Annotated in this window: 21 protein-coding genes; 4 read left to right on the top strand and 17 right to left on the bottom strand. The window is 71.1% G+C overall.

The window, feature by feature from the left end; genetic code table 11:
• The 11 genes from M3N57_04350 to recG all read right to left on the bottom strand — a co-directional run.
• Positions 1 to 1,622 (bottom strand): AAA family ATPase (locus M3N57_04350; GenBank protein ID MDP9021928.1); only part of this gene is annotated, 1,622 nt, incomplete at its 3' end.
• 231 nt (positions 1,623 to 1,853) lie between these two features.
• Positions 1,854 to 2,054, bottom strand: a complete 201-nt coding sequence (locus M3N57_04345; protein ID MDP9021927.1) for a hypothetical protein — start codon at positions 2,052 to 2,054, stop codon at positions 1,854 to 1,856.
• A gap of 227 nt (positions 2,055 to 2,281) precedes the next feature.
• Entirely contained in the window at positions 2,282 to 2,560 is a 279-nt protein-coding gene (locus M3N57_04340) for an acylphosphatase (protein ID MDP9021926.1), read from the bottom strand.
• Entirely contained in the window at positions 2,557 to 3,402 is an 846-nt protein-coding gene (locus tag M3N57_04335; protein MDP9021925.1) for a hypothetical protein, read from the bottom strand. Before M3N57_04335 ends, M3N57_04340 begins: the two co-directional genes overlap by 4 nt.
• A gap of 4 nt (positions 3,403 to 3,406) precedes the next feature.
• On the bottom strand, positions 3,407 to 4,162 hold the full coding sequence (gene rnc / locus M3N57_04330; protein ID MDP9021924.1) for a ribonuclease III: 756 nt from the start codon (positions 4,160 to 4,162) through the stop codon (positions 3,407 to 3,409).
• Between the two features lie 78 nt (positions 4,163 to 4,240).
• A complete protein-coding gene (rpmF, locus tag M3N57_04325; GenBank protein ID MDP9021923.1) occupies positions 4,241 to 4,426 on the bottom strand; it encodes a 50S ribosomal protein L32 in 186 nt (61 codons plus the stop codon).
• A 29-nt stretch (positions 4,427 to 4,455) separates the two neighbouring features.
• A complete protein-coding gene (locus M3N57_04320) occupies positions 4,456 to 4,995 on the bottom strand; it encodes a DUF177 domain-containing protein (GenBank protein MDP9021922.1) in 540 nt (179 codons plus the stop codon).
• 134 nt (positions 4,996 to 5,129) lie between these two features.
• Positions 5,130 to 5,693: a hypothetical protein gene (locus tag M3N57_04315; protein MDP9021921.1), complete on the bottom strand. Its 564-nt coding sequence runs from the start codon at positions 5,691 to 5,693 to the stop codon at positions 5,130 to 5,132.
• A gap of 53 nt (positions 5,694 to 5,746) precedes the next feature.
• Positions 5,747 to 6,223, bottom strand: a complete 477-nt coding sequence (gene coaD, locus M3N57_04310; GenBank protein MDP9021920.1) for a pantetheine-phosphate adenylyltransferase — start codon at positions 6,221 to 6,223, stop codon at positions 5,747 to 5,749.
• A gap of 33 nt (positions 6,224 to 6,256) precedes the next feature.
• Positions 6,257 to 6,787 carry a 16S rRNA (guanine(966)-N(2))-methyltransferase RsmD gene (rsmD, locus tag M3N57_04305; protein MDP9021919.1) on the bottom strand — a complete coding sequence of 177 codons (531 nt, stop codon included), beginning with the start codon at positions 6,785 to 6,787 and terminating at the stop codon, positions 6,257 to 6,259.
• Positions 6,788 to 6,871: 84 nt separating this feature from the next.
• Positions 6,872 to 9,034 carry an ATP-dependent DNA helicase RecG gene (gene recG, locus M3N57_04300; protein ID MDP9021918.1) on the bottom strand — a complete coding sequence of 721 codons (2,163 nt, stop codon included), beginning with the start codon at positions 9,032 to 9,034 and terminating at the stop codon, positions 6,872 to 6,874.
• Positions 9,035 to 9,293: 259 nt separating this feature from the next.
• On the opposite strand from recG, the gene rpmB reads away from it, so the two are divergent.
• Positions 9,294 to 9,500, top strand: coding sequence for a 50S ribosomal protein L28 (gene rpmB, locus M3N57_04295; protein ID MDP9021917.1), 207 nt, complete (start codon positions 9,294 to 9,296; stop codon positions 9,498 to 9,500).
• 59 nt (positions 9,501 to 9,559) lie between these two features.
• On the opposite strand, the gene thiD is transcribed toward rpmB, so the two are convergent.
• Together thiD and thiL are read right to left on the bottom strand one after the other, a co-directional pair.
• Positions 9,560 to 10,369 carry a bifunctional hydroxymethylpyrimidine kinase/phosphomethylpyrimidine kinase gene (gene thiD, locus M3N57_04290; protein MDP9021916.1) on the bottom strand — a complete coding sequence of 270 codons (810 nt, stop codon included), beginning with the start codon at positions 10,367 to 10,369 and terminating at the stop codon, positions 9,560 to 9,562.
• Positions 10,366 to 11,370, bottom strand: a complete 1,005-nt coding sequence (gene thiL / locus M3N57_04285) for a thiamine-phosphate kinase (protein ID MDP9021915.1) — start codon at positions 11,368 to 11,370, stop codon at positions 10,366 to 10,368. The genes thiD and thiL overlap by 4 nt, the downstream gene beginning before the upstream one ends.
• 132 nt (positions 11,371 to 11,502) lie before the next feature.
• Here thiL and M3N57_04280 point away from each other — a divergent pair, with 132 nt between their 5' ends.
• The gene (locus tag M3N57_04280) at positions 11,503 to 11,739 is read left to right on the top strand and encodes an Lrp/AsnC ligand binding domain-containing protein (GenBank protein MDP9021914.1); all 237 of its coding nucleotides are present in this window, start codon (positions 11,503 to 11,505) and stop codon (positions 11,737 to 11,739) included.
• A 3-nt stretch (positions 11,740 to 11,742) separates the two neighbouring features.
• Here M3N57_04280 and M3N57_04275 read toward each other — a convergent pair whose 3' ends face one another.
• Positions 11,743 to 12,849, bottom strand: a complete 1,107-nt coding sequence (locus tag M3N57_04275) for a D-alanine--D-alanine ligase (protein ID MDP9021913.1) — start codon at positions 12,847 to 12,849, stop codon at positions 11,743 to 11,745.
• Between the two features lie 193 nt (positions 12,850 to 13,042).
• Here M3N57_04275 and M3N57_04270 point away from each other — a divergent pair, with 193 nt between their 5' ends.
• On the top strand, positions 13,043 to 13,990 hold the full coding sequence (locus M3N57_04270; GenBank protein MDP9021912.1) for an SDR family oxidoreductase: 948 nt from the start codon (positions 13,043 to 13,045) through the stop codon (positions 13,988 to 13,990).
• 11 nt (positions 13,991 to 14,001) lie between these two features.
• On the top strand, positions 14,002 to 14,760 hold the full coding sequence (cofC, locus tag M3N57_04265) for a 2-phospho-L-lactate guanylyltransferase (protein MDP9021911.1): 759 nt from the start codon (positions 14,002 to 14,004) through the stop codon (positions 14,758 to 14,760).
• Here the strand turns inward: cofC and M3N57_04260 are convergent.
• The 3 genes from M3N57_04260 to M3N57_04250 form a co-directional block, all read right to left on the bottom strand.
• Positions 14,647 to 15,099, bottom strand: a complete 453-nt coding sequence (locus M3N57_04260; protein ID MDP9021910.1) for an SRPBCC family protein — start codon at positions 15,097 to 15,099, stop codon at positions 14,647 to 14,649. The genes cofC and M3N57_04260 overlap by 114 nt on opposite strands.
• 9 nt (positions 15,100 to 15,108) lie before the next feature.
• Complete coding sequence (locus tag M3N57_04255) at positions 15,109 to 15,927, bottom strand: SDR family NAD(P)-dependent oxidoreductase (GenBank protein ID MDP9021909.1); 819 nt, start codon at positions 15,925 to 15,927, stop codon at positions 15,109 to 15,111.
• A 119-nt stretch (positions 15,928 to 16,046) separates the two neighbouring features.
• Positions 16,047 to 16,733, bottom strand: a complete 687-nt coding sequence (locus M3N57_04250; protein MDP9021908.1) for an MgtC/SapB family protein — start codon at positions 16,731 to 16,733, stop codon at positions 16,047 to 16,049.
• Positions 16,734 to 16,832: the final 99 nt, after the last annotated feature.

The raw sequence follows: 16,832 nt of genomic DNA, 5'->3' as shown, positions 1-16,832 counted from the left end.
ACGGCGGCCTCTGCCCCGGCCTCGACGCGGACGTGGTCGGCCAGCAGGCCGAGCACCCCGTCGAGCTGGGAGGTGAGCAGCGCCGTGGCGCCGGCGTCGGTCTGGGCGGACGTGGCTCGCAGCGCTTCGGCCCGGGCCGCCTGGGAGGCCCGTTCGCGCTCGAGGTCGTGCCGGTGCACGACGGCTGCCTCCAGGTCGGCCTCGGCCTCGGCGAGCGCGGACTCGTCGTGCTCGACGGTCTCGGTCAGATGCCACTCCTCGGCGTCCAACCGACGGATCTCGTCCTGTACCGCCTCGATCTCGACACGCAGCTGTCGCCCGTGAGCGTCGAGTTCACCGAGCTGCCTCTCCAGCCGTGTCGCCTCCGCCGACGCGGCATCCACGGCGTTGCGGTGCGCGCGGACGTCTGCCTCCCACCGCAGGTAGCGCTCACGGGCCTCGGTTCGTGCCCGGGCGGACGCGGCCCGGTCGCGCTCGTGTTCGCGGCGGGTGAGCTGCGCGTCGCGACTGGCGACCGTGGCCCGTTCGAGTTCGGCGCGGGCGGTGGCCAAGGCCTGCAGACGATCCGAGTGTTCGGCGTCGACCCGGTCAGCTTGGGCGCGGAGCTCGTCGGGCGGGCGCCCCGCCAGCGGGTCCTCGACGTACTCCAGGAGGTGACGGCGGCGTGCCTCGATCAGGGTGGCGGTGCCCTGCAACCGTTCCCGCAAGCGTGCGAGCCGTTCGACGGCGGCTCGGGCCGATTCGGCACGGGGGGCGTCCGCCCGTAGCTCCGCCTCGGCGCCCTCGACCTCCGCCTCCAGGTCGCGGGTCGCCGCCTCGAGCTCGGCCTGTTCGGCGGCGGTCGCGGCGTCGTGCTCGTCTGCCTGCTGCCACGCTCGGTGCAGGCCCGACAGATCGTGCGCCGCGAGTCGGGTGCGGGCCTCGCGCAGCTCCGCCTGCAGCTGGGCGTGCTTGTTGGCGGCCTCCGCTTGTCGCTCCAGGGGACGCAGCTGGCGGCCCAGCTCGCGCAGCACCGTGCGCAGCTTCTCGACGTGGACGTCGACGCGGTCGAGCTTGCGGTGCGCGCGTTCGCGCCGGCGGCGGTGCTTGAGGATCCCCGCGGCCTCCTCGATGAACGCGCGGCGCTCCTCGGGCTTGGCGTGCAGGATCGCGTCGAGCTGACCCTGCCCGACGATGGTGTGAAGTTCGCGGCCCAGACCGGTGTCCGACAGGAGCTCCTGGACGTCCAGAAGGCGGCACTCCGCGCCGTTGATCGCGTAGATGTTCTCACCGCTGGCGAGGATCTCTCGCGACAGACGGACCTCGCTGAAGCCCTGCGCGGAACCGCCGAGCCCGAGCCCGCCCAGGCCCAGCTGGCCACGTGAGTTGTCGATGACGATCTCGACCTTGGCCTGACCGACCCCTGGGCGGCCCGGCGAACCAGCGAAGATGACGTCGGCGAGTTCACCGCCCCGCAGGACCTTCGCCGAGCGGGTTCCCAGGACCCACGCGAGCGCGTCCACGATGTTGGATTTCCCGGATCCGTTGGGTCCGACGATCGCGGTGATGCCGGGCTCGAACCCCAGGACGGTGCGCTCCGCGAAGGACTTGAATCCCCGCAGCGTCAGCGACTTCAGGAACAAGCTGCGAACCTCACCCGCGTCGCGTCCACGTCGGTGCCCCGGCGACCGCAACCCGACGGCGCCCCTGTTGGCCAGCTCGGACGCTACCGACTGGACGTCCCGGATCCGTGGAAGCGCCGCGGCGCGGCGGAGACGCGCGTGATCCTGGCTGGGGTGGCGGACGGGACGGGCCAGGCGGATGGGCCATAGGGGGCCGGTGCGCCTGGGAACCCGGAGGTCAGCAGGTGCGGATCAGGCCAGCGCGGAGCTCGCGGTGTCCAGCGGTGTCTCCGCATCGAGATCGATCACGCGGCGCTCGTTGCGGGAGACAGCCTCCTCGGCCCGCTTCAGCGCCTCCTCGAGGGCGGCGACCCGTGCGCGGAGTGCCCGGACTTCCTCCAGGAGCGCGAACGTACGCGGGTCCGCGTGTGAGCCGACGATCGCTTTGGCCATGTGATGATCTCCCCAGTCGGGTCACCCGACCCGTGCTGTGCGCGCCGTGCGTCCCTGATCTGGCACCCCACGTGCCTCGTGACGCCGGCTCAGCGCGGACGTGCGGCAGCGCCGTATCCACGGATGATACCGGACCGAGACGACATAGTCGAGACGACACAGGCGAACCGCCAGTGACGCTCCTGCCGGGCGGTCGTGGGCCGCGCACCACGCCGGCTGTGTCGCCTTCAGTGGCGGACTTCGAAGTCGTCGAAACCTTCGGGTTCGCGCTCTTCGCTGTCGACGTCTTCGACCCGGGCGGCCCGGGGCCCGCCGGAGTGCACCCAGTCGACCACCGCCTCGACCGCGTCGGGCTCGCCTTCGACCCACAGCTCGACGGACCCGTCCCGGCGGTTGCGGACCCAACCGGCCGCTCCCACCTCTCGCGCCCTCTCCCGCGACGACGCACGGAAGAACACGCCCTGGACACGACCGTGGATCTGCAGACGTCGCGCGGTCCGACTCATATCTGGCAGCCTCGGCAGTGGTAGGTCACGAAGCGCCCCTTGACCTTGGTTTTGACGACCGTACGCCGGCACCGCAGACACGGTTGGCCGTCACGGCCGTAGACCTTCAGGTGCGCGATCGGCTCGCCCTCCTCATCGAAGGCGAGATCGGGGGTGGCGTCCTCCAGCGTGGTGCCGCGCTGCTTGATGGCAGCCTGCAGCACCTCCTGGATGGCGCGGTACAGCCGGCGGACCTCCTGGGTCGACAGCGTCTCCGACGACCGGTCGTGGCTGAGGCCCGCCGCCCACAGCGCCTCGTCGCTGTAGACGGTGCCGATCCCCAGGACGTGGCGCTCGTCCATCAGCAGCTGCTTGAGGGGGGCCGCCGCGGCCTGCAACCGCTCGGCGAACTCCAGCCAGGTGGGGTTGTCCTCGAACAGGTCGAGCGCGTCCGGGGGGACCTCGGCGGCCGCGAACGCCTCCTGGGTCGGCACCACCCCCATGTGGCAGGACTCACCCTCGCTCGGGTCGGTGACGTGGATGGCTCCGCCCGTGGTGAAGGTGACGACGACGTCGGTGTCCGGTCCGGCCGGTTCGTTCACCGTCTCGCGGTGCAGCGTCGCCGTGTCACCAGGATCGATCACCCAACTGTGTTCGTCGTCGAGGTCGAGGAAAAGCACGGTCCCGCGGCGGCGGACCGCCTCGATCTTCCTGCCCTCCAGCGCCTTGGCGAACTCCGGGCGGGTGCGGTGGTACGGCCGCACGATCCCGGCGATCTTGACGTCGGCCTCCTTGACCCGCTTGCCGACGACCTCCTTCTCGAGGTCCTTGCGCAGGACCTCCACCTCGGGTAGCTCGAGCACCCCGTCACCTCTCCTGCGCGTCGGCGCCGGGCGCCGATCGGTCGCTCCGGCTCAACAACCGGTAGGCCTCGCGTGCGGCGGCCTGCTCCGCCTTCTTCTTGCTCCCGCCGGTGCCCCGTCCGCACTCGATGCCGTCGACGGACACCACGGCCGTGAACTCCGGGGCGTGGTCGGGCCCCTCCTCGTGCAGGGCGTAGACCGGCAGGCTCCCGGAGCGGGCGGCGGCCAGTTCCTGCAGGCTCGTCTTGTAGTCCAGCGCCGCTCCGCGGGTGGCCAGGCTCTCCAGACGCTCCGCGAACAGGCGACGCACCAGGGCCGACGCGGCCTCGAACCCGCGATCCAGGTACACCGCTCCGAGCACCGCCTCGAACGTGTCGGCCAGGATCGAGTCCTTGTCCGTCCCGCCGGTGGCGACCTCGCCCTTCCCCAGGCGGACGAACCGGCCGAGTTCCAGAGCGCGGGCCACGTCCGCGAGCGTCGCGGTCCTGGTCGCCGCCGCCCGCAGCTTCGTCAGGCGCCCCTCGGGCGCCTCGTGCATCTGGTGGAAGATCAGGTCGGTGACGACCAGCGTCAGCACCGCGTCGCCGAGGAACTCCAGACGTTCGTTGGTCGGCAGGCCACCGTGCTCGAACGCGAACGACCGGTGTGTCAACGCCCGTCGCAGGGTCGCGTCGTCACTGAACTGCATCTCCAGGCGCGATTCGAGCTCCGCGAGTCCCGGTCGGTCAGCGTCGTCGCCGGTTGTGGGGACCCGCTGCACGGACGCCTCCCGGGTTGTCGTCGTCACTCGCGTCGCGACAGCGGTCGTGGTCCTCCGTTGAGAGGCAGGCGGTGGCGCCTAGTAGCTCTCAGGCTCGATCACCTGCTGGCCGCCGTACGAGCCGCATACCCGACACACGGTGTGCGGCCGGATCGGGCTCTTGCAGCGCTTGCACGTGGCGTACGTCGGTTTGGCCAGGCGCAGCCAGTTGGACTTGCGGTGCCGCGTCCGCGAGCGGCTCAGCTTCCTCTTGGGGACGGCCATCACATCTCCTGTTCAGCGATCGATCGTGGTCAGCCGGGCGGCAGGCTGAGGTCCTGCAGGGGCGCCCACCGAGGATCGACCGCTTCCGTCTCGCCGTGCCCGCAGCCGGACACGTTGCGGTCGGCGCCACACACGGGACACAGGCCGCGGCAGTCGGCGTGGCACAGGGCGCGCAGCGGGATCGTCGCGACGATCGAGTCACGGAACATGGCGACGAGATCGATCGCGCCTTCGGGCAGGATCTCGTACCCAGCTTCGACCTCCTCCGCGTCGGGGTCGAGACGCCGCGGGTCGATGTACAGCTCGGACACGGCGACGTTGTGGTCGGCGTCGACGTCGGTCAGGCATCGGCCGCAGGGCAGCGACGTGGCGAACGCCAGCCGGCCACGGACGAGCAAGCCATCGACCAGCATCTCCAGGCGCAGGTCGACCCCGATGGGCCCGTCGAGTGCCTCGTCAGCGGGACCCCAGTCGCTCGCGGGTGCGTCGACCTCGCCACGGGTCAGCGTGGCGGTGACCTCCCGCGTCGCACCAGGGCGGTCGACGAGGTCGGTGATGGGGATACGCACGTGGATACTCCGCGTTCGTGGATCGTGAGGCTAGCACAACAGCCGCATAGCGCGCGCTGTGCGCACGTCTTCGCGCGATGACCAGATCGGCACCGGAACGGGGGTGGCGGCCACGCGCACCCCGTTCAACGTCATCACCCCGTCTCCCATTCCTCGTCGCCGCGCTCCTCCTCGACGTCGGCGAGGTCGTCAGCCGCGATCCGCCCGCGGAGCTTGTCGCGTCCCCGCCCCACCGCCGCGAGCGTCTTGTTCAGCACCACCTCGAAGTTCGCGAGCTTGGCGTCCACGTAGTCCTCGGCTTCGAGGCGGATCTGGCGGGCGTGCTCCTGGGCCTCGTCGATGATGCGGTCGGCCTCGCGGTTCGCGGCCTGCACCACCTCCGTCCGCGACACCAGGCGGGCGCGCTCGGCTTCGGCGTCCTCGCGGAGCTGCGCCGCTTCTCGCCGGGCCCGGTCTAGGATCTCGTCACGCTCTTTGAGGATCCACCGGGCCTGGCGCAACTCGTCGGGGAGCGAGCCGCGCAGTTCGGCGATCACGCCTTCCAGCTCGGCCCGGTTGAGCATGACGGACGCGGACAGCGGCACGTTCTTCGCGTCGGCGACCATGAGCTCGAGCTGGTGGAGCTTCGCCTCGACGTCCAGAGAGCCGCTCGGTGCGGCGCTCCACGAGGTCGAACGGCTGGTCTCGGTGTCGGCCATGTGGGTTCTCGCTCCGTGGTGATCCCCGCCAGCGTACTGGCGGGCGCCCCGGCTCAACCGAACTCTTCGGCCAGCGCCGCGGCGACCTGCGGGGGAACCAGGCCCTGGACCGACCCGCCGAGGCGTACCACCTCCTTCACCAGGGACGATGACAGGTACGACCAGTCGGGGCTGGTCGACATGAACAGCGTCTCGACGTCGCCCAGCCGCTGGTTCATCTGGGCCATCTGCAGCTCGTACTCGAAGTCGCTGACCGCGCGGAGACCCTTGACGATGACGCCGATCCCGCGCTCCTGACAGAAGTGCACCAGCAGCCCCGCGAAGCTGGTGACCTGGACGTTACCCAGGTGGGCGGTGGTCTCCTCGATCAGGCGCACGCGGTCGCCGACGTCGAACAGGGGCTGCTTGGTGGGGTTCTGCAGGACCGCCACGACGACCTCGTCGAAGCGCGACGCGATGCGTTCGATGATGTCGAGATGGCCGTAGGTGACCGGGTCGAAGCTGCCCGGGCACACTGCGGAGTTGCTCACCGGCCAGACCTCCGTGCGTCGCCAGCCGGGAAACTAGTGGCCGAGCGGGCGTCCTTCGGCCACGGCTTCGTGCAGGACGGTGTCGCCGTAGCGCCGCGTCCGGGTGGGTCGCAGGTCGGTAGGCCATGGCGGCACGGGGTCATGGTGGCTGGCCTCGAGGACCACCAGGCCGTCGCGGGCGAGCACCGCGGCCAGGCCGTCGAGCACGTCCGCCAGTTGCATCCGGTCGGTGTCGTAGGGAGGGTCGAGCAGCACCAGGTCGAACGGGGCCCCGGGCAACCGATCGCGGAGCGCCGCGCGAACGTCGGCGTGCAGCACGACGGCGTCCTGGCCCAGTCCGGTCCGTTCGAGGTTCTCCAGGAGTGCCCGGTGGGCGCGGGCCGCTCGCTCGACGAAGACCGCCAGCCGCGCGCCCCGAGACAGCGACTCGATGCCCAGCGCCCCCGAACCGGCGTACAAGTCGGCGACGGCCGCTCCGGGCAGACGCGGTTGCACCGAGGAGAACAGCGCCTCCTTCACACGGTCGCTGGTCGGGCGCGTTCCGCGCCCGCGGGGCGCGGTCAGCCGCCGTCCACGGGCGGCCCCCGCGATGACCCTGACGCCAGCCTCCTCGACCGCGAGCGCGGCCAGCGTACGGCGCGACCGGCGTCATCCCGTCGCGAGCGCCTCGAGCTCCTCCAGCCCACCGCGGTAGCGGCGGCGGACCTCTGCCCGCAGGCCCGCCAGTCGGCTCTCCGCCAGGTCGGGGTCTGCGGTGACGAGCTCGCTGGCCAGCTGCCGGCAGTGGACGACGACGTCCAGGTCGTCGGTGAGCCGGGCCAGCTTCAGGTCGGGCATCCCCGACTGGCGGCTGCCGAACAGCTGACCCTCGCCGCGCAGCTCGAGGTCGACCTCGGCGAGTGTGAAGCCGTCATGCGTCGAGGCCACCGCCTCCAGCCGCGTCCTGGCCTCGTCGGTGAGCTCCTCGCCCGGCCGCCCGGCGAACAGCACGCAGTAGCTGCGGTCGGCGCCGCGGCCGATCCGACCGCGTAGCTGGTGCAGCTGGGAGATCCCGAACCGATCGGCGTCCTCGACGATCATCACGGTGGCGCTTTGGACGTCGACACCCACCTCGACGACCGTGGTGGCCACCAGGACGTCGAGCTCGCCGCGACGGAAGGCGGTCATCGTCGTGTCCTTGTCGTCGCCCCGCATCCGTCCGTGGAGCAGCCCGACCCGCAGGTCCGGGAAGACCGTGTCGCGTAGCCGGACGTACTCGTCCTCGGCAGCGCGGGCGGCCACGTCCTCGGAACCCTCGACCAGCGGGCACACCACGTAGGTCTGGCGTCCGCGGGCTGCCTGCTCGCGGACGAAGGCGTACAGGCGCCCACGTCGACCGGTCTGCTCGGGGGTGATCAGTTGGGTCACGATCTCCTGGCGCCCCGGCGGGAGCTCGTCCAGGACGGTGACGTCGAGGTCGCCGAACAGCGTCAGCGCGAGCGACCGCGGGATCGGCGTGGCGGTCATCACCAGGACGTCGGGCGCGGCGGCGTGGTCGGCGGCCTTCTCACGCAGCGACACGCGCTGATGCACGCCAAAACGGTGCTGCTCGTCGATCACGACCACGCCGAGGTCGGCGAAACGCACCCCCTCCTCCAGCAGCGCGTGTGTGCCGACGACGATGTCGGTCGCTCCAGACAGCAGCTCTGCGAGGATGCGACGCTTGGCGGCGGTCGGCGTCGCCGAGGTGAGCAGCTCCAGGCGGATCCCGTCGAGGACGTTCACACCCAGCGGAGCGAGCTGATCGGTCAGTGTCCGGTGGTGCTGGACAGCGAGGACCTCGGTCGGGGCCATCAGGACCGCCTGACGGCCGTTGTCGACGGCGCACAGCATCGCCCAGGTGGCCACCAGGGTCTTACCGGATCCAACGTCGCCCTGCAGCAGCCGGTGCATCGGGCGGTCGGCGGCCAGGTCGGCGCCGATCTCGGACATCGCGCGCTGCTGGGCTGCCGTCGGCGTGAAGCCCAGCGCGTGCAGGAACCGTCTGGCGCGACCGTCAGGCGTCGGGCCGTTGTGGACGCCAGCCATGTCGGCCTCCAACCGGGCGCGTCGCCAGTGCAACCCGACCTGGAGTGTGAACAGCTCATCGAAGACGATCCGGCGTCGGGCGGCGGCCGCGGCACGGTGATCGGGCGGGGAGTGGATGGCGCGGACCGCGGTGTCGAGTGACGTCAACCCGAGCTGGTCGCGGAGGTCGTCGGGGAGGAAGTCGTCCAGCTCAGGTAGCCGGTCCAGCGCCGCCTCGATCCACCCCTGCAACCGCCAGCTGGGGACCGCCTCCGTGGCCGGGTACACGGGGACCAGCCTGCGGTGTTGGACGTCGCCCGGCTCGTCAGGCCCCAGGCCGTGGACGTCGGGCATCACCAGCTGCAGCCGGCCGTGGCGACGCTCGAGCGTTCCCGAGAACCTCGCGGCGGTCCCGGGCGGGTGGCGACGTCGTCGCCAGTCCTGGTTGAAGAACGTCGCGGCGAAGGGGGTGCCGGTGCGGTCCCGGACGGTGGCCTCGCTGATCGTCAGGCGGCGACCGGTCCGCTTGGAGGTGGGCTGGCGCTGCGTCCACTGCACGATCGTCCCCACCAGCGTGACCGGCTCCCCGACCGTCGCGACGTCCAGCGCGACGAGGGCGCCGAGATCCTCGTACTGGCGTGGGTAGTGCTCGATCAGGTCGCGAACGGTCTCGATCCCGAACTGCGACCGCAAGGTCGTCGCGCGCCGGGGTGCCACCCCCGGGACGGTGACGACGGGGTCGTCGAGGTCGAGCCGGTCCGCCACTGCTCGGCTCCTGTGAAGCTCGGCCACGTGGCCCGCAGGGTACAAACGTGCCGGCGCCGAACGGCGACGGTGCCGCGAAGTCAACGCCTCGAGCGGCGCGGTGCGGCCCGGTCGCAGGTGCGCTAGCCTGCGATCCGTCGCCTGCCGCTCGTTGACGCGGGTCGACACCACCCTCGGTCGTCGCCGCCACCACGTGTTCCCAACATCCTGCTCGTGGTCGTGGGGCGTGACCGTGCGTCGAGTCGTGAACGGAGACACCATGGCGGCTGTGTGCGAGATCTGCGGGAAGGGCCCCTGGTACGGCAAGCAGGTCAGCCACTCGCACCGGCGTTCGTCGCGACGGTGGAACCCCAACATCCAGCGGCTGCGTGTGCTCAAGGACGGACGGGTGCAACGGGTCGATGTGTGCACGTCATGCGTCAAGGCGGGGAAGATCCAGCGGCCACCGGTGGGCAGCGGCGGCTGACCTGCCTCGCGCCCCCGGGACGTGCCGTCCCGAGAGCTGCCGGTCTGGTTGGGACACCGTCAGCGGTGGTGACCCATCTCCCAACTGGGGTTGACCGGACCGATCCCCTGTCCGACCCGGATCCCGTGCTCGATCGCTCCGGTCACGAACCTCTTCGCCTCTCGTACCGCGGCGACCACGTCGTCTCCGTGCGCTAACCGGGCAGCGATCGCCGACGCCAGCGTGCATCCCGTGCCGTGCGTATCGCGCGTGTCGAGCCGGCGAGAACGGATCTCGTGGTAGGCGCTGCCGTCGGTGAGCAGATCCACCGCGTCGTCGTTGTCAGGCAGGTGCCCGCCCTTGACCAGGACCCAGCGCGGCCCCAGTTCGAGCACGGCGTCGGCCGCCCGTCGCAGGTCCTCGGGCCGCTCGACCTTCACGTCGCTCAGCAGCGTCACCTCCCCCAAGTTGGGCGTGACGACCAACGCCTTGGGCAACAGGTCGTTGCGCAGCGCATCGACCGCATCCTCTCGCAGCAGCGGATCCCCGTGCTTGGACGCCGCCACCGGATCGACCACGACGGTGCGCACGTCGTGCTCGTCGAGCGCCGCGGCGACGGCGGTGATGATCGACGAGTTGGCGAGCATCCCGGTCTTGACGCTGTCCACACCGATGTCCTCGACGACGCTCTTCAGCTGGCGGACGACGAAGTCGGGTGGGATCTCGTGGACGCCCTGCACCCCGACCGTGTTCTGGGCGGTGAGAGCCGTGATCACCGTCATGCCGTACGCGCCGAGCGCCTGGAACGTCTTCAGGTCGGCCTGGATCCCCGCCCCGCCGCCGGAGTCGGATCCCGCCACCGTCAGCACGCGGGCGGGGCGCTCGCTCATCCTGCCTCCTCCTGCTGTTGGGTTCCGTGTTCGTAGCCGAGCCGGCTGATGTCGCGCTCGCTGCCATCCGCGAGACGGAGGGAGACGCCGTCCCCGTCCGTGACCGTACCGACCTCGTGCCAGACGAGCCCGAGCGCCTGCAGCTGACGCGACAGGTCCGCTACCCGGTCGGGCGGCACGGCAGCGACCAGCGCGAGGTCGTCGCCCCCGCCGCACACCAGTTCGAACGGGTCGATGGCGAGCGCGTCGGCCGTGGCGGCCACGCCCGGGTCGACGGGGAGCCGCTCGGCGTCGACGACGACCCGCACGCCGGAGGCGGCGGCGACGTGGCCCAGATCACGTCCCAATCCGTCGCTGACGTCGATGCAGGCGTGCGCGCCGTGGCGCGCCAGCGCCGCCCCCGCTTCAGGCAACGCTTCCGGCCGGCGGTGCGCGCGCAGCAGCTGCGGGTGATCGTCGAGCACGTCACGACGTCCGCTGCGGTGGGCCGCCAGACCGGCCGCGGCCGTCCCGAGCGCCCCGACCACGATCACCGCGTCGCCGGGGCGGGCGCCCGACCGTGGCAGGGGGTGGTCGGTGTGGAGCCGGCCGAGGACGGTCACGGTCACAGCCAGCACCGGTCCGCCTGCGATGTCCCCGCCGACGAGAGCCACCCCCCACCGACGTGCGGCCTCGTCGAGGCCCGCGTACAGCGCGTGCACGGCGTCGTCGGGCAGATCGGCGGGGCGGATCAGCGCAACGACCGCCGCGGCGGTCGATGCGCCGACCGCGGCCAGGTCGCTGACGTTCACAGCCAGCGCCTTCCATCCCACGTCCGCGTGGCTGGAGATCGCCCGGTCGAAGTGCACACCCTCGACCAAGGCATCGACGGCGACGGCGACGTCGGCACCGCCGAACGTCACGACTGCGGCGTCGTCGCCGACACCGAGCGGGATGCCCGGCCCCGCTCGGATCAGGCGGCGCTGCAGTGCGGCGAGCAACGCGAACTCCGGCGATGCCACGCGATCTCTCCTGTCTCGTTCGCGGGTGTCCCGCGACGCGTCTCGACGACCATGCCCGGTGTGACGGCGACGTGCGCCTAGGCTGGTGTCGGCCATCGTGGCCGGCACGACGGCCCGACCGAAGGAGCGCGCGTGGCAGTCTCGGCGTACATCCTGATCCAGACGGAGGTCGGCAAGGCGGCGGACGTCGCCGAGCAGGTGGCGGAGATCGACGGGGTCAGCGAAGCATCCGACGTCACCGGCCCCTACGACGTGATCGTCCGGGCCGAAGCCGGCAACGTCGACGAACTCGGCAAGATGGTGGTCTCCAAGATCCAGGCCATCGACGGGATCACCCGGACGTTGACCTGCCCGGTCGTGCACCTGTAGCCCTCAGGGGGCGTAGTGGGCCTCCTCCCGGGCCGCTTCCAGGGCGAGTTCCAGGAGGCGGCTGACCAGGTCCGGGTACTTCAACCCTTCGGCTTCCCACAGCCGCGGGAACATCGAGCTCGGCGTGAACCCCGGGATGGTGTTGATCTCGTTCACGAACACCTCCCCGTCGCCCCGCAGGAAGAAGTCGATGCGGGCCATCCCCCGGCAGCCGATCGCGAGGTACGCCTGGCGCGCCAGGTCGCGGATCCGGGCGGTGACCGCCCCGGGCAGCTCCGCCGGCAGGATCAGCTCGGACGCGTCGAGGTACTTGGCCTCGAAGTCGTAGAACTCGTGGCTGGGCACGATCTCGCCGGGCAGCGTCGTGTGGACCTCGGCGTTACCGAGCACGCCGACCTCCAGTTCCCGGACCTCCTCGATGCCCTCTTCGATGATCGCGACCCGGTCGTAGCTGAACGCCTCGTGGAGTCCGGCCTCGAGGTCGTCGCGCCCGGTCACCTTCGTGATCCCGATCGACGAACCTTGCCGGGCCGGTTTGGCGAACATCGGGTACTTGAGCGCCCCTTCGATCTCGTCGAGGAGCGCCCCGCGTTCGTCGACCCACCGTTCGAAGCGCACCGGGAGGTAGGGGACCTGCGGGAGCCCGCGCGCCTTGAAGGCGCTCTTCATGGCGCGCTTGTCGATCCCCAGCGACGACGCGGTCACATCGGCGCCGACGTACGGCACGCTGACCGAGGCCAGCAACCCCTGCACGGTGCCGTCCTCGCCGTAGGGCCCGTGCAGCACCGGGAAGGCCGCGTCGATCGGCGAGACGGCGTCGTACCGCGGTTGATCCGGGTCGGTCGCGTCGAACGACACCAGAACCGGCCCCTGACGGTCGAGCATGCACGCGACCGTGGGCCCGTCACCGTCGACCTCGGGCAGGGCTCGGCCGGGACGGGCCTGGATGTCACCATCGGTTAGCACCCAGCGTCCGTCCTTGGTGATCCCGACCGCGATCACCGCGTAGCGGTCGCGGTCGATCGCCTCCAGCACCGACCGGGCCGACAGGCACGACACTCCGTGCTCGCTGGACCGTCCTCCGTAGAGGACCAGCACGCGTTGTCCCATCCGTCCTCCCGAGTCCCGCCCAGCGGCGATCCCACCTGGATCGAACCGTAGGTCATCGACCACGTCCCGACAGGCTGGCGGACCACCAGGCGTTGCGGCCGGCGGTCACCGCGAGCGGGGAGGACGTGCAACGGCGACGGTGGCTCGCCTACCGTTCCCCCTCCGGCCGACCGAGGACGCCCACGTGGCAGGCATCGACTTCGCGGGGCGGGTGGCGGTCATCACCGGGGCGGGCGGAGGGCTGGGTCGAAGCCACGCGGTGCTCCTGGCCAGCCGCGGCGCCAAGGTCGTCGTCAACGACCTGGGCGTCGACCGTCACGGCGAGGCCGGCACCGCCAAGATGGCCGACGCGGTCGTGGCGGAGATCGTCGACGCCGGGGGGGAGGCGGTCGCCAACCACGACGGCGTGCACACCTGGGAGGGCGGGGAGGCGATCATCCGGGCGGCGCGTGACGCGTTCGGGCGAGTGGACATCGTCGTGAACAACGCCGGGATCCTCCGGGACGTGTCGTTCAAGAACCTCACTGCTGACCAGCTCGACACGGTCTTGAAGGTGCACCTGTACGGCGCGTTCCACGTGACCAAGGCGGCGTGGCCGTACCTGCGCGACAACAGCTACGGGCGGGTGATCAACACGACGTCGGGATCGGGGCTGTACGGCAACTTCGGTCAGTCCAACTACGCCGCCGCCAAGATGGGCGTGGTCGGCCTGACCCGGGCGCTCGCACAGGAAGGAGCCAGCTACAACATCACCTGCAACGCGATCGCGCCGATCGCCGCGTCACGCCTGACCGAGGATGTCCTCACACCGCAGCTGCTCGAGCGACTCGATCCTGCGTTCATCTCACCTCTGGTGGCGCACCTGGCCTGGGAAGGCTGTACCGAGACGGGGCGGATCTACTACGCCGGGGGCGGCTACTACGCACGCGTGGCGGTCGTCGAGGGCACAGGCCACGTCTTCGACCACGTCCCTCAGGTGGAGGAGCTCGCTGAGCACTGGTCACAGATCGCGTCGATCCAGGGCGCCCGCGAGTACGCCAACCTCGGCGAGTCCACCTTCGGGGTGGCGCAGGCGTTGAGGATCGACTCGACGCCCGGCGCGACCAGCAGTCGCCGCGGCGCCGGGGAGGGTCACATCTGACGGACCGGGTCGTGGCGGTGGTGCCGTTCCGGGCTCCTGGCCGAGGCAAGACCCGCCTCGGTGTGCGACCGGGCGCCCCCGGCCTGTCGTCGAGTCAGCGTGCGACGTTGAGCCGTGCGATGCTCGCCGACGTCGGTGCCGCCCTGGCGTGCTCGGCGGTCGACCGGGTGGTGGTCGCCGCGGCGGGGCGTCGAGCAGCGGCTGCAGCCGCGGCCCTGGGGCTGGAGGTGCGCCTGGATCCACCCGAGGGGCGAGGACTCAACGCGGCGCTGGCGGCTGTGACGACCCAGCTGAACGCCGCGACGATGGTGGTGGTGGCCGCTGACCTTCCGTCCCTGCGGGGCGACGAGGTCGACGCCCTGCTGGCCACCGACGCCGACGTTGCGGTGGCACCCACCGCCGACGGTGGGACCGGAGGGCTGCTCCGTCGACCGCCGGATGTGATCGCGGCGGCGTACGGCCCCGGGTCGGCCGCCCGTCACCGTGACCTGGCCGCCGCCGCCCGCCTGCGATCGGCCGAGTACCACCTTCCCGGTTTCCGCCGGGACGTGGACACCTGGGAGGATCTGCGCACTCTGGTGACGGGACCGGTCGGTGCCGCGACCGCCGCGGTCGTCGCTCGGCTGTCCGATCGGCTGGCGTGGCAGCCACCAGCGTCAAGGACGGAGCTGCCTCTGTCTGGCCTCGACGACCTTCCGCAGCCGCCGCAGCAGCACGTGGTTGCGGAGCCACAGCAGTCGGTCGACGACCGGGGCCACCAGTCGGTGTGACGCAGGCCCGGCCACCGGGTACTCCTCGATCTCCACCAGCGTCACGCCGTTGTGCGGGCGGAGATGGAAGATCGTCTCGTTGATGGCCAGCGGCATCATCGAGGGCCGGACGACCAGCCGGCGGGGTGGTTCCGTCTCAACCACGACGGTCTCGTCGCGGATCAGCGTGACGCCGACGCCGAGGCTGTGGTGGAAGACCGACCCCGGTTCAGGCCATCGGGGGTCGAACCGGCGGATGGTCCTCGTGCCGGCGACGAAGTAGGCGTAGGTGCGGGGATCGGCTAGGACGGCGAACACCCGGTCGGGCGGCGCCTTGCAGATCGTCCGGTTGTGGGCCATGGATGCTCCTCACAGGCCGAGGACGGCCCGGGCCAGGCGATCTCTGAGTCCGGTGGGCACCAGCGGTCCCCCCCATCGCAGCGCGACCGCATCGGCGCCCACCCGGTAGTGCGCTCGGGGACGACCCGCGGTGAGCGCCGTGCCGACGACCTCGGCGACGGCCTCTGGAGGGTGCATCCGGCCCATGAGGGCATTCAGGATGCGCAGCGCGCGGTCGTAGGCGGTCACGTAGTCCGAACCCGCACGGTGACGGAGCAGATCGTTTTCGGCCTTCCGCCAGATGTCGGTCTCGATGCCTCCGGGCTCGATCACGACGACGTCCACGCCGAAGGACGCCACCTCGATCCGTAGAGCATCGCTGACGGCGGACAGCGCCGTGTTGCTGGCCTGGTACCAGCCGGTCAGGGGTCCGGTTAGGTGCACGAGCGATGACGAGACGTTCACGATCCGACCCTCGAACCGTTCGCGCATGGTCGGCAACGCCAGACGTGCGAGGCGCATCGGCGCGACCACCATCGTCTCGAGCTGGCGCAGGGCATCGCCTGGCGGGACGTCCACGACGGTGCCCACGTTGTAGTACCCGGCGTTGTTGACCAGCCCGTACAACGTCCGATCCGCCAGCGCGCGCTCGCATGCGTCGGCGTCGGTGAGGTCGAACACCACCGGCTCGACCTCCACCCCCGCCTGTTCGGCGGCCTGGACCAACCGTGCGGCCGTGTGTTCGGTGCGGGCCGAACCGAGGACCTGGAAGCCCAGCTCGGCCAGGTGCAGGGCGGTGGCCAGCCCGATGCCGGAGGTCGCACCGGTGACCAGGACGGAACGGGACATGGTCGGATCGCATCTTCGGTCGGGGATGTGTGGTCGTGGATGGTGTGGTCGTGTCCGGGTCAGCCCGTCGACGGGGGTGGCTGTCAGCACGTCACCGTGTCCCGGCGATCGGCGAACCGCTACTGGGGGTGCACCTCCGAACGACCCGTGCCGGAGACGGACGGCAGGGCCTCCTCGGAGAGGAAGTCGACGTCGGGGCGCTGCGCCAGCCGCGACGTCAGCTGCAGGACGTGCGCTGGGCGGCCGTAGAGGGTCATGCCCATGGCGACCCGGTCGCCGAACGGCCGCAGGTCCAACTGCATCAGGCGGACATCGGCATCACCGATCACGGCACGCACCGCGGTGGCCGCGGACAGGTCCCGGACGATGATCTGCACGTTCACGTCGGAACGACGGCGAGCGCCCAGCAGGAGGCCTCCGACCCACTCGAGAGGCCACAGGACCACGACCGTGATGATCACCAGCGCCAACCCGGTGGCGTACGCACCGATACCGGCGTTCAGCCCTGCTGCGGCCGACCCCCACAGTGCCGCGGCCGTCGTGAGCCCGTGTGGCTTGCCGCCGGCCGCGAAGATCGCTCCACCGCCCAGGAAGCCGATGCCCGACACGATCTGTGCCGCAACGCGCGACTCGTCGACATCGAACGGGAAGTTCGTCACCGACGCGTACGCGAACGCAGCCGCGGCGACGCCGACGACGATGTTGGTCCTCAGGCCGGCGGGCTTGGCGCGGAGCTCCCGGTCCAGGCCGATCCCCGCCGCGAACGCCGCAGCCGCGAGCAGTCGCACGAACGGTGTCCAGTCCACGACCACCTCCGGGCCGGGCCCGATCGACGCTCGTCAGCGTCGTGCCTGCTCCCGCTCCCAACGCGCTCTGCGGATCCGGCCCCGCCGCCACGCGAACCC

The sequence above is a fragment of the Actinomycetota bacterium genome, assembly GCA_030776725.1.
GTDB lineage: Bacteria > Actinomycetota > Nitriliruptoria > Nitriliruptorales > JAHWKO01 > JAHWKW01.
The sequence above is the reverse complement of the archived record's forward strand: the minus strand, read 5'-3'. Positions and strand labels throughout refer to the sequence as shown.

What these genes read in the sequence shown, in the direction of transcription:
- M3N57_04345 (MDP9021927.1), bottom strand. Translation starts at nt 2,054, where the DNA reads ATGGCCAAAGCGATCGTCGGCTCACACGCGGACCCGCGTACGTTCGCG.
- M3N57_04340 (MDP9021926.1), bottom strand. Translation starts at nt 2,560, where the DNA reads ATGAGTCGGACCGCGCGACGTCTGCAGATCCACGGTCGTGTCCAGGGC.
- rpmF (MDP9021923.1), bottom strand. Translation starts at nt 4,426, where the DNA reads ATGGCCGTCCCCAAGAGGAAGCTGAGCCGCTCGCGGACGCGGCACCGC.
- M3N57_04315 (MDP9021921.1), bottom strand. Translation starts at nt 5,693, where the DNA reads ATGGCCGACACCGAGACCAGCCGTTCGACCTCGTGGAGCGCCGCACCG.
- rpmB (MDP9021917.1), top strand. Translation starts at nt 9,294, where the DNA reads ATGGCGGCTGTGTGCGAGATCTGCGGGAAGGGCCCCTGGTACGGCAAG.
- thiD (MDP9021916.1), bottom strand. Translation starts at nt 10,369, where the DNA reads ATGAGCGAGCGCCCCGCCCGCGTGCTGACGGTGGCGGGATCCGACTCC.
- M3N57_04275 (MDP9021913.1), bottom strand. Translation starts at nt 12,849, where the DNA reads ATGGGACAACGCGTGCTGGTCCTCTACGGAGGACGGTCCAGCGAGCAC.
- M3N57_04260 (MDP9021910.1), bottom strand. Translation starts at nt 15,099, where the DNA reads ATGGCCCACAACCGGACGATCTGCAAGGCGCCGCCCGACCGGGTGTTC.
- M3N57_04255 (MDP9021909.1), bottom strand. Translation starts at nt 15,927, where the DNA reads ATGTCCCGTTCCGTCCTGGTCACCGGTGCGACCTCCGGCATCGGGCTG.